This window comes from Mongoliitalea sp., from assembly GCF_054166905.1.
On sequence record NZ_JBSZCK010000040.1, the window covers coordinates 284,065 to 297,928 of the forward strand.

15 protein-coding genes are annotated in these 13,864 nt (G+C 39.9%); 9 read left to right on the forward strand and 6 right to left on the reverse strand.

All coding sequences use genetic code 11. The features are described 5' to 3' along the window. Nucleotides 1–9 precede the first annotated feature (9 nt). Nucleotides 10–1,224, reverse strand: coding sequence for an ADP-forming succinate--CoA ligase subunit beta (gene sucC / locus ACXIUD_RS15410; protein WP_458053537.1), 1,215 nt, complete (start codon nt 1,222–1,224; stop codon nt 10–12). 137 nt (nt 1,225–1,361) lie between these two features. Here sucC and ACXIUD_RS15415 point away from each other — a divergent pair, with 137 nt between their 5' ends. The 5 genes from ACXIUD_RS15415 (at nt 1,362) to pncA (ending at nt 6,019) form a co-directional block, all read left to right on the forward strand. Further along, entirely contained in the window at nt 1,362–2,030 is a 669-nt protein-coding gene (locus ACXIUD_RS15415) for an ABC transporter ATP-binding protein (protein ID WP_458053538.1), read from the forward strand. 104 nt (nt 2,031–2,134) lie between these two features. After that, nucleotides 2,135–2,935: a DMT family transporter gene (locus ACXIUD_RS15420; RefSeq protein ID WP_458053780.1), complete on the forward strand. Its 801-nt coding sequence runs from the start codon at nt 2,135–2,137 to the stop codon at nt 2,933–2,935. Between the two features lie 81 nt (nt 2,936–3,016). Continuing rightward, nucleotides 3,017–4,498, forward strand: a complete 1,482-nt coding sequence (locus ACXIUD_RS15425; protein WP_458053539.1) for a nicotinate phosphoribosyltransferase — start codon at nt 3,017–3,019, stop codon at nt 4,496–4,498. Then, nucleotides 4,485–5,405 (forward strand): ribose-phosphate diphosphokinase, encoded by a 921-nt coding sequence (gene prs / locus ACXIUD_RS15430; RefSeq protein ID WP_458053540.1) that lies wholly within the window; start codon nt 4,485–4,487, stop codon nt 5,403–5,405. Before ACXIUD_RS15425 ends, prs begins: the two co-directional genes overlap by 14 nt. Continuing rightward, nucleotides 5,402–6,019 carry a bifunctional nicotinamidase/pyrazinamidase gene (gene pncA, locus ACXIUD_RS15435; RefSeq protein WP_458053541.1) on the forward strand — a complete coding sequence of 206 codons (618 nt, stop codon included), beginning with the start codon at nt 5,402–5,404 and terminating at the stop codon, nt 6,017–6,019. Before prs ends, pncA begins: the two co-directional genes overlap by 4 nt. A 230-nt stretch (nt 6,020–6,249) precedes the next feature. On the opposite strand, the gene ACXIUD_RS15440 is transcribed toward pncA, so the two are convergent. The 4 genes from ACXIUD_RS15440 to mnmA all read right to left on the reverse strand — a co-directional run bounded on the left by ACXIUD_RS15440 (nt 6,250) and on the right by mnmA (nt 10,189). Then, on the reverse strand, nt 6,250–7,740 hold the full coding sequence (locus ACXIUD_RS15440) for a M28 family peptidase (RefSeq protein ID WP_458053542.1): 1,491 nt from the start codon (nt 7,738–7,740) through the stop codon (nt 6,250–6,252). A gap of 114 nt (nt 7,741–7,854) precedes the next feature. Then, nucleotides 7,855–8,580: a pseudouridine synthase gene (locus ACXIUD_RS15445; protein ID WP_458053543.1), complete on the reverse strand. Its 726-nt coding sequence runs from the start codon at nt 8,578–8,580 to the stop codon at nt 7,855–7,857. Continuing rightward, complete coding sequence (locus ACXIUD_RS15450) at nt 8,573–8,968, reverse strand: VOC family protein (protein WP_458053544.1); 396 nt, start codon at nt 8,966–8,968, stop codon at nt 8,573–8,575. The genes ACXIUD_RS15445 and ACXIUD_RS15450 overlap by 8 nt, the downstream gene beginning before the upstream one ends. Before the next feature lie 9 nt (nt 8,969–8,977). Then, nucleotides 8,978–10,189, reverse strand: coding sequence for a tRNA 2-thiouridine(34) synthase MnmA (gene mnmA, locus ACXIUD_RS15455; RefSeq protein WP_458053545.1), 1,212 nt, complete (start codon nt 10,187–10,189; stop codon nt 8,978–8,980). A 218-nt stretch (nt 10,190–10,407) separates the two neighbouring features. Here mnmA and ACXIUD_RS15460 point away from each other — a divergent pair, with 218 nt between their 5' ends. Beyond that, entirely contained in the window at nt 10,408–11,076 is a 669-nt protein-coding gene (locus tag ACXIUD_RS15460) for a hypothetical protein (RefSeq protein ID WP_458053546.1), read from the forward strand. A gap of 76 nt (nt 11,077–11,152) precedes the next feature. Here the strand turns inward: ACXIUD_RS15460 and ACXIUD_RS15465 are convergent, their stop codons facing one another. Beyond that, nucleotides 11,153–11,890 carry an NYN domain-containing protein gene (locus ACXIUD_RS15465; RefSeq protein ID WP_458053547.1) on the reverse strand — a complete coding sequence of 246 codons (738 nt, stop codon included), beginning with the start codon at nt 11,888–11,890 and terminating at the stop codon, nt 11,153–11,155. A 111-nt stretch (nt 11,891–12,001) separates the two neighbouring features. Here ACXIUD_RS15465 and ACXIUD_RS15470 point away from each other — a divergent pair, with 111 nt between their 5' ends. From ACXIUD_RS15470 to ACXIUD_RS15480, 3 genes are all read left to right on the forward strand, one after another. Beyond that, nucleotides 12,002–12,187: a hypothetical protein gene (locus tag ACXIUD_RS15470; RefSeq protein WP_458053548.1), complete on the forward strand. Its 186-nt coding sequence runs from the start codon at nt 12,002–12,004 to the stop codon at nt 12,185–12,187. A 66-nt stretch (nt 12,188–12,253) separates the two neighbouring features. After that, a complete protein-coding gene (locus ACXIUD_RS15475) occupies nt 12,254–13,345 on the forward strand; it encodes a 6-phosphofructokinase (protein WP_458053549.1) in 1,092 nt (363 codons plus the stop codon). 11 nt (nt 13,346–13,356) lie between these two features. Continuing rightward, nucleotides 13,357–13,800 (forward strand): DinB family protein, encoded by a 444-nt coding sequence (locus ACXIUD_RS15480; RefSeq protein WP_458053550.1) that lies wholly within the window; start codon nt 13,357–13,359, stop codon nt 13,798–13,800. Nucleotides 13,801–13,864 lie beyond the last annotated feature (64 nt).

The following is a 13,864-nucleotide window of genomic DNA, read 5'->3' on the forward strand; positions in this document are numbered from 1 at the left end:
AACAAATTCTTAGGCAGAAATAGCAGCTCTAACTTTTTCTGCAGCTTCTTTCAGGGTAATGGCAGAAGCAACTTTCAAGCCAGACTCATCAATGATTCGAGCACCTTCTTCAGCATTGGTACCTTGAAGACGAACGATGATAGGTACTTGAATATCTCCGATAGACTTATAAGCTTCCACTACTCCATTTGCAATTCTATCACAACGTACAATTCCACCAAAAACGTTGATCAAAATTGCTTTTACGTTAGGGTCTTGTAAAATGATTCTAAATCCAGCTTCAACAGTGGTAGCATTGGCACCGCCTCCTACATCTAAGAAGTTAGCAGGCTCTCCACCGGATAATTTGATCATATCCATAGTAGCCATGGCCAAACCAGCACCATTCACCATGCAACCCACGTTACCGTCAAGTTTTACATAATTCAATCCTGATTTGCCAGCCTCTACTTCCAAAGGATCTTCTTCAGCTAAATCTCTCAAGTCAGCTAAATTCTTTTGTCTATATAAAGCGTTGTCATCTAAGTTAACCTTAGCATCAACTGCCAAAATCTTATCGTCGGATGTTTTCAATACCGGATTGATTTCGAATTGAGCAGAGTCGGATCCAACATATGCATTGTATAGAGATGTGATGAACTTTACCATTTCTTTAAATGCATTGCCTTCTAGGCCAAGTTTAAAAGCAACTTTTCTGGTCTGGAAGCCTTGCAAACCTAATTTAGGATCAATCCATTCCTTTATGATTTTCTCAGGATGTTTTTCAGCAACCTCTTCAATATCCATACCTCCTTCAGTAGAAGCCATGATTACATTGCAACCTTTTGCCCTGTCTAAAAGGATAGATAGATAATATTCTTTAGGCTCAGAAGCACCGGGATAATATACATCCTCCGCTACCAACACCTTATTTACTTTTTTACCTTCTTCACCTGTTTGAATGGTTACTAAGGTACCACCAAGGATATCTGCTGCTTTTGTTGGAACATCTTCCATTTTTTTTGCAAGGACCACACCATTAGATCCGGTTTCCTTTACTTTACCTTTACCTCTACCACCTGCATGGATTTGAGCCTTGATTACGTACCAGGAGGTTCCAGTTTCCGCATTAAGTTTTTTTGCCGCTTCTAGGGCTGCTTCCGGTGTATCTGCTACAATACCTTCCTGAATTCTAACCCCGTAGCTCTTCAAAAGTTCTTTTGCTTGATATTCGTGTATGTTCATCCTTGTAAATTTTTGCCCGAAGTTAAGCGCTCTCAATCGATTTTTCAAAAAAGTCTGTGCTCTTTTTGGGAAAATTATCCCATTTTTGAAAAGAAATACATCAGTGGTTAGTCAATCAAAAGCTTAGAAAGTAATTCATGTTAGAGGCAAAAGGCATTCAAAAAAAATACGGAGATCTCCATGTGCTTAAGGGTGTGGATGTTACTATTAAAGAAGGTGAGGTTGTCTCCATTGTAGGTGCGTCTGGAGCAGGGAAGAGTACACTCCTACATATTTTAGGCACGTTGGATCAACCAGATGCTGGGGAAGTTACTTTGGATGGAAAGAAAATCTCAGGACTCAAAGGGGATCAACTGGCAGATTTCCGTAATCGATATATAGGTTTCATATTTCAGTTTCATAACTTATTACCGGAGTTTACGGCAGAGGAAAATATATGGATTCCAGGATTAATCGCAGGAAAAAAACTTAGCGATATTCAAAAACGCACAGCTGAATTGGCAGCAATGCTTGGACTTTCATCCCGATTGTCCCACAAGCCATCGGAACTTTCGGGAGGAGAGCAGCAAAGAGTAGCAGTAGCAAGGGCTTTATTAAATAATCCCAAAGTGGTGTTTGCCGATGAACCTAGTGGGAATTTGGATACGAAAAATGCCCAAGCATTACACGAACTTTTTTTCACTTTAAGAAAAAACTCTGGGCAAAGCTTTGTGATTGTCACGCATAATCAGGAGTTAGCCAAGATGGCAGATCGAACCTTGACAATGAAGGATGGAGCTATTCTATCTTCCAATAATCGTTTGTAGATGCAGGTTTTGGTTTAATTTTTATGAACCAAATCCATCAATTTTTCCTTTAGCATACAATCATCAAATCATCTTGAGTTTTGGGGAATAAGAGTATCGTACACATGCTATTGGCAGGTTTCTTTTTTGCCTTGATGAATGTATCTGTCAAGATGATTCCTCATATCCCAGCAATAGAAATCATTCTATTTCGATCAATTTTCAGTTTCTTTTTCACCTATTCGGTGCTCAAAAAGAGTGCTATACCGATCTTAGGAACAAACAAGAAACTCCTGATTGCCCGTGGGGTGGTGGGTTCCATTGGTTTAATGGCTTTTTTCTACACTCTTCAAGCGATCCCCTTAGCAAGTGCTGTCACTATCAATTATCTGGCGCCAATTTTTACGAGTATCCTAGGGATTTTTATTGTCAAAGAAAAAGTAGCTACTAGGCAATTCATGTATTTTGGTGTTTCTTTTTTGGGCGTCATGGTTATTCAAGGCTTTGATCCTCGTATTTCCTTGATGGATTTGTCTATTGGCTTGATTGCTTCTATTTCTATGGGGCTGGCTTATAATATCATCCGAAAACTAAAAAATAGTGAACACCCATTGGTTATCATGATCTATTTTCCCATGATCACTATTCCCGTAGCTTCCATTTTGACCTATTGGGTTTGGGTTCCTCCAGTCGGATGGGATTGGATGTATTTATTGTTGGTAGGAATTTTCACGCAGACAGCGCAGTACTTTATGACTATTGCCTACCAAAATGCAGAAGTCGCTAAAATATCGAGTTTGAGTTATGTTGGGATCATTTATGCTTTAGGCTTTGGTTTTTTAATCTTCGGGGAGACTTACGATTTGGTGGTTTATGTTGGAATGGCGCTAGTGTTGTTAGGTGTGATTTTTAACATTCGGAAATGATTTCGTAATAAAAATTAAAAATCTAGGCTTTCAATCGGCATGATTGGTTATTTTTGATTCATCAAATTTTATTTTCTACCCATGAAAATCACCAAAGACCTGTATCAAGGTTCACTGGCTTTATTGACGGATTTTTATCAAATCACCATGGCTTATGCCTATTGGAAATCAGGAAAAGCAAATGAGGTAGCCACATTCAATCTCTTTTTCCGAAAAAATCCTTTTCAGAGTGGCTTCACGATTGCTGCTGGATTAGATTATGTGATTGACTTTTGCCGAAATTTTCATTTTGATCCAAGTGATTTAAAATACCTGGGTGAAATGAAAAATAAGGATGGAACACTCATGTTTGAACCAGCCTTTATTCATTATTTGGAAAAAATGGAATTCTCCTGCGATGTAGAAGCAGTAGAGGAGGGAACGGTCATTTTTCCGCACATGCCCATAGTAAAAGTGACAGGGCCATTGGTACAGTGTCAATTGTTGGAAACGCCCTTGTTGAATATCATCAATTTTCAAACCTTGATTGCTACCAAGGCAGCCCGCATTTGTGTAGCAGCTAAAGGTGATCCGGTTTTAGAGTTTGGATTGAGAAGAGCGCAAGGGATTGATGGAGCATTGGCAGCGAGTCGAGCTTCCTATATCGGTGGTTGCACCTCGACGAGTAATGTGATGGCAGGTAAGCTTTTTGGGATTCCGGTATCCGGTACTCATGCACATAGCTGGATCATGTCTTTTGATTCAGAAATAGAGGCTTTCAAAGCCTATGCAGCTGCATTTCCTGAAAAATGTGTCTTTTTGGTGGATACATATGATACGATCAAAGGGGTTAAAAATGCTATCGAAGTGGGGTTATGGATGCGGGAACAAGGTCACGAACTGTTTGGTATTCGGATTGATTCGGGAGATTTGGCCTACTACAGTACGATTGCACGGAAAATGCTCGATGAAGCGGGCTTCCCTGATGTGAAAATTGTGGCTAGCAATGACCTTGATGAGCACATCATCACTTCGCTCAGGATCCAAGAAGCGGCTATCAATGTATGGGGGGTAGGCACCAAATTGGTGACAGCCTATGATCAACCGGCACTTGGGGCAGTGTATAAATTAGCAGCTATTAAAAATGACTACGGAGCTTGGGAACCAAAAGTGAAAGTTTCTCAGCAAAGTATTAAAATCAATATCCCCGGTAGGCAAGAAGTTATCCGTTTTTTGAAGGATGGAAAGGCTATTGCAGATATGATTTGTTTGGAGGGTGCATTAGATGATTCAAACGACTTTTTAATTATCGATCCAAATGATTCTACTAAACGAAAAAAAATCAAGACTACAAATTTGGAGGTAGTTCCTCTGCTGAAAACTATTTTCAAAGCAGGTAAAAAAGTCTATCGCCGTCCAAGCATAGATGTCATTCGTGCCAATGCTCAGGCTAACTTACAACAGTTTGACAAGGCTCATAAGCGCCTAATCAATCCACATATTTATCCTGTAGGTTTAGAAGAGAGACTATTTGAGTTGCGCACAGCTTTGGTGCTTAAAATGAAAAATTATGAAGGAGAGTAAGTTAATTGTCTTTTCAACCAAAGATTATCAGTATTTGCTCAAAGAAGTCCTAGCAGGTGCTGATGTTGAAGAGGGAAAAATTGATGTCAAACTATTTCCAGATGGTGAGCGCTATCAGCGCATCTTAACATCGGTTAATGGTAGGGATGTAGCTCTTATTGGAGGAACGATTTCTGATACTGATACCTTAGAAATTTATGATTTGGCCTATGCCTTGATCAAATATGGTGCTCGTTCTATTCGTTTGATTTTTCCTTACTTTGGGTATTCTACCATGGAAAGGGCCGTTAAGCCGGGTGAGGTAGTCACCGCTAAATCTAGAGCAGTGATGTTTTCATCCTTACCAAGGACGAGTTTGGGTAATCATTTTTACTTTTTTGATTTACACTCAGAAGGAATTCCCCATTATTTTGAAGGGCAGGCGCTCATTTCTCATATATATTGTAAACCCATCATAACAGAAGCAGCACTGAGTTTGGCAGATGAGGGATTCGTAATGGCTTGCACCGATGCTGGCAGAGCTAAATGGGTGGAGTCTTTAGCCAATGAAATGGGGGTCAATGCTGCATTTGTTTTCAAAAGAAGGGTGTCTGGTGAGAAAACAGAAGTAACGAGTATATCCGCAGATGTACAGGGAAAAGATGTGGTGATATATGATGATATGGTGCGCACGGGTGGTTCGTTGATTAATGCTGCCAAGGCATACAAAGCAGCCGGTGCAAAAAACATTTATACCATCACTACTCACGGACTTTTTACAAACAATGCAATCGAAAAAATTAAATCATCTGGGGTCATTGAAAAGGTTGTTACGACGAATTCACATCCAAATTCACTCCATTTAGACGAATCATTTGTTGAAGTGAAAAGCATTGCATCTATTATCGTAAATCAGTTATCCGAATGAAAGCATTAATACTCGTAGACGTACAAAATGATTTTATCCCAGGTGGTGCCTTGGCAGTCCATGAGGGAGATCAAATCATTCCCTTGATCAATAAAATCCAGTCTCAATTTGACTTCATTGTAGCCACACAAGATTGGCACCCGGCTAATCATGGTTCATTTGCAGCTAATCACGCGGGAAAGCATGTGGGAGAATTTATCGATCTAAATGGGGTGAATCAAATTTTGTGGCCTGTTCACTGTGTGCAGGGTACTACAGGAGCCGAGTTTCATGCAGATTTGGATAAGAATGGATGGAAAGCAATCTTTCAAAAAGGAACCAATCCTTTGGTCGATTCTTATAGTGGATTTTATGATAACCATAAACAAGGAGATACAGGCTTGTCCGCATATTTGAAAAATGCTGCTATCAGCGAATTGTTTGTTTGTGGATTAGCTACTGATTACTGCGTAAAGTTTACAGTATTGGATGGACTATCTGAGGGATTTGCAGTAAATCTCATCGCAGATGCAACCCGAGCGGTCAACATAAATGAAGGAGATTTTGATGTTGCTGTTGAAGAAATGAAGACTGCAGGGGCAAAAATCCTACAGGCTAAAGACCTTACTTTATAAAAAAGCCGCAACTGATGGACGTAATATAGCTCCATCAGTTGCGGTTTATAAAGTTTTTAATTTCCGCGGATCCGAAAATGCTCAACAATTTTCACTATTCACTCCTAATGCCAAGGATTAAACCGACAGACGACAGTTGCACACCATTTCTCATTCCTAATTTTTCACTCTTAATTCTTCATTCCTAATTCATAATTGCTCACTATTCACTGTTCACTGTCGTCCACTGTTCACTGTCCTCCACCATAAAGCTGTCTTCCTACTTCCTCATACTTATCACCAGGAGCCCATTTAGGACGTTCGTTCCAGTTGGCGATTTTTTCAGCAGCTAGGATATATGATTTCCAATAGGCGACAGCATAATCCAAATCAAAATTGTCTACTTGATCACCTGGCTGATGGTAGTATTTATTAATTTCATCATCGAAAGCACGGAATCCTAAGCTGAAGGTAGGTGCTGGGATGCCTTTTCTTGCAAAATTAACATTATCAGATCGATCGTATAGCCCTTGTTCTGGCGATGGATCGGCAATGGCTTCTTTTCCAAATGCAGCGGCAGCTTCTTCAAGCAAGAAATCCGCGCTTGTTCTACCCAAGCCTATCACAGTAAAAATAGACGTATCATTATACCCACCATTGTCAATATTCAGGTTGTAAATAATTTGATTCAAAGGAATCAATGGGTTTTCTGCAAAATATTCACTTCCCAGTAAGCCTTTTTCTTCGGCGGTCCAGGCGCAGAAAAGGATAGAGCGCTTAGGAGGATTTTCTGCAAAGTACTTTGCGGCATTCATGACCGCAACTGTTCCGACAGCATTATCACGTGCTCCATTGTAGATGGAGTCACCCTCTGCGTTTGGTCTTCCCACACCAATATGGTCGTAGTGTGCGGAAAGCATCACATATTCATTTTTTAGTACAGGATCTGTTCCTTCTATAACGGCTACTACATTTTTGCCAACAATTGCTTTATTGATTTTTCCTTCAATCTGGAAGTTGGCTGTCGTCAATTGACGGTTTCCGACGGCATTAATGGTTTCATTTTTAGTGTCCTGAATCCAGATGTAAGGGATGCTTTCACCTCCTCCTGTTTTATCTACGGTTAGCTGTGGATTGTTTAGGAAATTAGCTACTAATGGCCATGGAACAGTAGGTACATTATAAACCTCCACTAACCCGATCGCTCCTTTGGACTGTGCTAAGGCTAATTTTTGTCTTCCTGCTGCAAACAGTCCACGGGGAGATAAATTTCCTGGCCCACCCACATTACAGACCACCACTTTCCCACGAACATCTTTTCCTTCAAAATCTCCTTCCAATCCATAACCTGCTACAATCAATTCGTAAGCACCTGTCAAAGAAGGACCATCCAAAACCAACATTCCCTCACCTTGCTTAAATGTATTATCTCCAAAAGTCACTTCTCCTTTGGTCGGAGGTGAAGATAATCGGAATGGAATATGCTGATAATAGCCATTGGCATTGGGGAGTTCCTTCGCACCATATTTCCAAAATTGCTCAGCAATGTAGCGAGCTGCAGCGTCAATTTCAGGACGGATAGGGTCTCGCCCCATCAATTCATCGGATGCTAAGTATCTGAAATGGGAAATAGCTTCCCGTTCATGAAAGTTTTTTTCTATGGCATCTTTGCCTCCTTGAGCGAAACTGGCGAAACAAGCCGCTGTGACTAATAAAACGAGTAGTATGGATTTTTTCTTCATGTGTTCTTGTATTGCAGCCTTGAAGATAGTACTTCTCAAAAAAATAAACAGGCTTATTGATGCTTTTTGTCTAAGCGGTTGAGGAGGAGTTGTGGTCAAGAAGAAAGAATAGGCTTAAAACTCCCTTGGAGAAGAAGGATTCCATGCAAATCCCAAATGCTTTAAGTATTCCCGAAAAATAGGAGAGACCTCTGCCTGAATGGTAATTGATTCTTGAGTAAAAGGATGTATAAATGACAATTGCCAAGCATGCAGGAGAAGGTTATTGAGTCCCCATTCCTTTCTGAAAAAATTATTTTGGGTATTATCTCCATGGGTGGTGTCACCAATGATATAATGACGAATATGGGCTAGGTGCCTACGGATCTGATGCATTCGTCCTGTATGGGGATGACAGCGTAGAAGAGCGTATCTACTAGTAGGATATCTTCCGGTAGTATTGTAGGGAATGCTTGTTTCGTCCAGAACCCAAAAGTTGGTTTGGGCTTCTTGTAATTCTCCGTAGATTTTCTTTTTGAGTGGCTGATCGATTAAACCTGATTTTTCTTTCAGATGGCCTCGAACAATACAGAGATAGTTTTTCTCTACTTCTGATGAGCGCAAGATGGGCTGCATTTTAGAGGCTGCTTCGCTTGATTTGGCAAATAACAATACACCTGTGGTGGGCCTGTCGATTCTGTGAATGGGGAAAACCTTGATGCCTGTCTGTGCTTGAAGGATTTTTACCGCAATCAAGTCCTCCTCTTCATCTGCCAAATGAGTTTTATGCACCAATACGCCTGCAGGCTTATTGATAGCAATAAAATAATCATCTTCGAAGATAACCTCTAGCTTAATCATGAACTGTAGGTTCAATTAAGTCCCAAAGGTTACCATACAGGTCTTCGAAAACAGCTACTTTTCCATAAGATTCTACCACAGGTCCTCTTACAATGGTAACTTGATGGTCCTGAAGTCTTGCAAAATCCCTGTCAAAGTTATCGGTGTGCAGAAATAGAAATACACGTCCACCTGTTTGGTTGCCGATGCTTTGTTTCTGCTTTTCATTGGCCGCTTTAGCAAGTAACAAAGCGCAGGAAGATCCAAAGGGGCGAACCACCACCCAACGTTTGGAAGGAGATTGAACAGTGTCTTCTAACAATTCAAAGCCCAACACTTTTGTATAAAAGTAAATAGCTTCATCGTAATCTCGGACAACCAGAGCAATTTGAACAAGTGTTTGTTTCATAGCTAGAGTTTAGAATATAGTCCCAGACCCAATACTTTCCTCTCCATCATACCAAGCGACAAACTGTCCGGAAGCAATCCCTTTTTGTGGCTGATCAAAAATTACATATAGTCCTTTTTCCCGCATCAATAAAGTTACTCCAGATAACGGTTGTCTGTAGCGAATTCTCCCTTGGTATCGTTGATGTTCTCCAACTTCAAGTTTCAAATCTTCCCGAATCCAATGAACATCTTCTTTTTTTACAAAAAGACCATTTCTGTTTAAGCCTGGATGCTCTTCTCCTAGTCCAGTATAAATTACATTCTCTTGGGTGTCAGTAGCGATAACAAATAAAGGTTTTCCTGTCCCACCTACTTGAAGCCCTTTCCGTTGACCTATGGTGAAGTAATGTGCTCCATTATGTTCGCCTACTTTTTTCCCTTCTGATGGTTGGTATTGAATTGGTATGCACATTGCATCCAATTGTTCATCACTGAAACTTTTAAGTTCAGTGTTTGGCGGAAGTGTCCATTGTGCATAAGCTGGATAGTCCTCTGCAATGCTAAGAATATCTCCTTTTTTTGGTTTCAATTGTTGCTGCAAAAAGTCAGGTAAACGCACTTTGCCGATAAAACACAATCCTTGACTGTCTTTTTTTTCAGCAGTGATCAACTCTTGTTCCTTAGCGATGGCACGGACTTCGGATTTTTGAAGATGACCTATAGGGAATAATGCCTTACTTAATTGTTCTTGACTCAACTGGCACAAGAAATAGCTTTGGTCTTTATTCGGATCTGCCCCAGCCAATAGTCTGTGGATAGTTTGTCCATCCTTTTCAAAGCTATCTTTTCGGCAATAATGTCCAGTGGCTACAAAATCTGCGTGGAGTTTTTCTGCTGCTTTAAGAAAAATATCAAACTTAATTTCTCTGTTGCACAAAATATCTGGATTGGGTGTGCGGCCTGCCTCATATTCTGCAAACATGTATTCTACAATCCGTTCACGATAATCTTCACTCAGGTCTATGGCTTGAAACGGGATCCCCAATTTCTCTGCCACCAACATGGCATCTGTGCTATCCTCCATCCAAGGACATTCATTGGAAATCGTGACACTTTCATCGTGCCAGTTTTTCATAAACATCCCAATAACTTCATAACCTTGCTCTTTTAGCAAGTAAGCCGCAACTGAGGAGTCTACTCCTCCCGATAAGCCAACAACAACTCTTTTTTTCTTTTCCATGGGCGAAATAATTCATGGGTTCAAGGTCCATGAGTTTTCAATTTTAAAGCAAACAACCTCCATCTTTGATAAGGTTCCCAAAGGTAGGGAATATTGTTTGGATAGAACATTGTCTCATAAATCATAAATCTTTTGAGTGTTGGTTAGTCTGTAAACTATTGTCTATTGAGATTTTATTGATATCTTGCACTGTGATTTTGTTAATTTTATCTTCTTATATGAAAAGACTTCTATTCATTTTCGTTTTGTGTTTGATTACATCAATATCTTTTGGTCAAAAGCAAGTTCAAAAAAAGGGAGAACCTTATTGGACATCAGGGGGAGAGTGGATTTTCTCTGGTGCGACCGTTGCGGATGCCAATAATGTCCTTCGATGGGCACCTGTATTTAATTTTCAAAACTTCTTACACTTTGATCAGTCGGAGAATTTTGGATGGTTTACAGGGATGAATCTGCGAAATGTGGGATTTATTTTTGATGAATCACCATCTACCCGAAAAAAAGTCAGGACATACAATCTTGGAATTCCTGTCGGCGTTAAACTAGGTAATCTGGATGGCCAATTTATCTTTGCTGGGTATGAATTGGAAATGGCTTTTAACTACAGAGAGCGTACCTTTGTGGATGAGCGAAGAGTTGACAGGTTTAATGTATGGTTCAGTGACCGTGTCAATTTATGGCAAAGTTCATTTTTTGCTGGGATTAATTTGCCTGGAGGAACCAATTTAAAAATCAAATATTACCCTACCGAATTCTTCAATCGTAGTTTTACAGCCACTGACCCGGTTACTGGTGCTACAAGTAGACCTTACGAAAACTTTCAAGCAAATGTATTTTATGTGTCTTTGAGTTTTGATGTAATGAAAAGAGGGAAGCTTAATTTTTGAAGAAGTAAGCTAGCCCTTCAATAGTCTTTAGCCCCCCCTCATTTTTAATTCCTCATTGACAGTCTTCAACTGTTCACTACTCCCTATTTCTTACAAAAATCAACTTATTCCTTCCTTTGCTACCTTCCCGCTGTTCAATCTCAAATTGAGGTAAAGAATGGATTAGCGGGGTAAGTTTTTGGAAGCCAAAGTTACGGGCATCAAAGTTAGGCTGCTTTTTTTGGAGCAAATTGCCTACATCTCCCATAAAAGCCCAACCATCATCATCCGCTAAATCTGAGATAGTATTATAAATCAATCGAATCAGTTTTGGTCCTATTTTATCCACATTTTGTTTGCGGCTTTCTTTTGATTTTTCAGGGGTACTTTCCTGATCTTCTTTTTGAAGAATTTCTACGTAGATAAATTTGTCGCAAGCCACGATAAAAGGGTCAGGTGTCTTCTTTTCCCCCATACCTAAAACTAACATTCCTGCTTCTCTCAAGCGTGTTGCCAGCCGGGTAAAATCACTGTCACTGGAAACCAAGCAAAAACCATTTACTTTTTCAGAGTACAAAATATCCATAGCATCAATAATCATCGCTGAGTCAGTGGCATTTTTCCCGGTCGTGTATCCATATTGTTGGATAGGGGTGATGGCATTTTCCAATAAAATATTCTTCCATTTACCTAAATGGGGCTTGGTCCAATCACCGTAAATACGCTTGATGGTAGGGTTTCCATACTTGGCAATTTCTTCCATCATCTCCTTGATAGGGTGTGAAGAAACGTTGTCCGCATCTATCAAAACGGCTATTTTTATATCTTTTTCCATTGGTAAAAATCAACTTTAAACCTCTAAGTTACGTGTTATTTTCTCAGAATTTTGAAATCGCAGAATAAAACATACCGTAGAAGCATTTATATTTGAACGAATTTGAAATCCATGACAACTAAAAATAATAAAAGTATCCTTTCCTATGTCATCGCAGGGATTTTTGCGGGACTTTTTAATGGTCTGATTATTGGTCTTTACCAAGAGGAAGTGGCTATGTGGTTAGGTATAGGTACAGGATTGGGTTTTGTTTTCGGTTTATTAATTGCTTGGTGGAAGTTGAAAAGCAAGGAGTAAAAAAACTAAATTTTTTAAGACCTTTCTTCCATCATTTTTGTAAGTTGCACTATAAATTTTAGCAAAATGAAGAAGCTTTTAGTAGTTACAGGTGGGGGAGACTGCCCCGGTTTGAATGCCGTGATTCGAGGAATCGCTAAGCGAGCAAAAAAAGAAAAGGATTGGGAGGTATATGGAAGTAAGGAAGGTTTTGTTGGGGTTTGGAGTGAACCTACGGATTTGTTAAAGTTGAGTAAATCCAAGACAGCAGGTATTCATGTCAAAGGTGGAACGATTTTGAAGACCACAAACCGTGCTGATCCTTTGCATTATCCAGTCAAAGATGAGCATGGCAATGTAGTGATGGTGGATAAGACAAAAGAATTGGCTGAGCGCATCAAGTCTTTGGGTTTTGATGCATTAATCAATATTGGAGGAGATGGTTCTCAGAAAATATCCAAAGCACTTTTTGATCATGGTCTGCCTGTGATTGGTGTTCCAAAAACAATTGATAATGATTTATCAGCAACTGATATGACTTTCGGTTTTCAGACAGCTGTACAGATCGCTACTGAAAGCTTTGATCGATTGGTGACAACAGCGGAAAGCCATTCACGGGTGATGATAATGGAAGTAATGGGCAGGGATGCAGGCTGGATAGCTTTGCATACAGCTATCGCTGGAGGTGCAGAAATATGCTTAATCCCTGAAATTCCCTACGATGTAAAAAAATTGGTCAAGCGAATCAATGAACGCTATGACAATGGACGTGGATTTGTCAATATTGTCATTGCAGAAGGTGCAAAGGCTCAAGAAGGAAGTATTGTGGCCAGGGAAGGTGATGAAGGCAGTAGACATGTACGCCTTGGAGGAGTGGCTTATCAGCTGTCCCAACAGTTGAAAGATGCAGGCGTGAAAGCCGATATTCGTGAAACAGTTCTTGGCCATACCCAACGAGGAGGGACACCGGTTGCTTTCGATCGGGTATTGGCATCCGTTTTTGGAGTCAAAGCCTTTGAAATGGTCTTGAATGGAGACTTTGGGCAGATGGTAGCTTTCAAAAATCATGATTTTATAGCTGTTCCATTGGAGGAAGCTACCCGTGATTACAACAAAGTAGGAAAAGATAATTACTTGATTCAGGCTGCAAGAGGACTGAGTGTGTCTTTTGGAGATTAATTGAAAAAACTATGAAAAGTTCATTGCTTTATTTCTTTGATAGGGACTTGCAAAAAGTCAAACATGAATTGACCTGTTTTAAAAAAGAGGCTAATATATGGAGAGTAGTGCCGGATGTGAGTAATTCTTCTGGCAATCTTACTTTGCATATTATTGGAAACCTCAACCATTACATAGGCAAAAACATGGGGGATACTGGTTATGTGAGGGATCGAGATAAAGAGTTTTCAACGACCTTCGTTCCCAGAGAGGAATTGCTCCACATGCTAGATGAAACCAATCATATGATCACCGATTCCATATTACAGTTTCCAGAGGATTGGTTTTCCAGAACCTATCCTGGAGGAGCATTGAAAGAACCCATGACCTATGAATATTACATGTTCCATTTGGTCAGTCATCTGAATTACCACCTAGGGCAAATCAATTATCACAGGAGATTATTGGATCAATGAAAAAAGCCCGAAAGAAATAATGATTTTTATATATTTCATTCGGGCTTATTACTTTTTTGGAGTA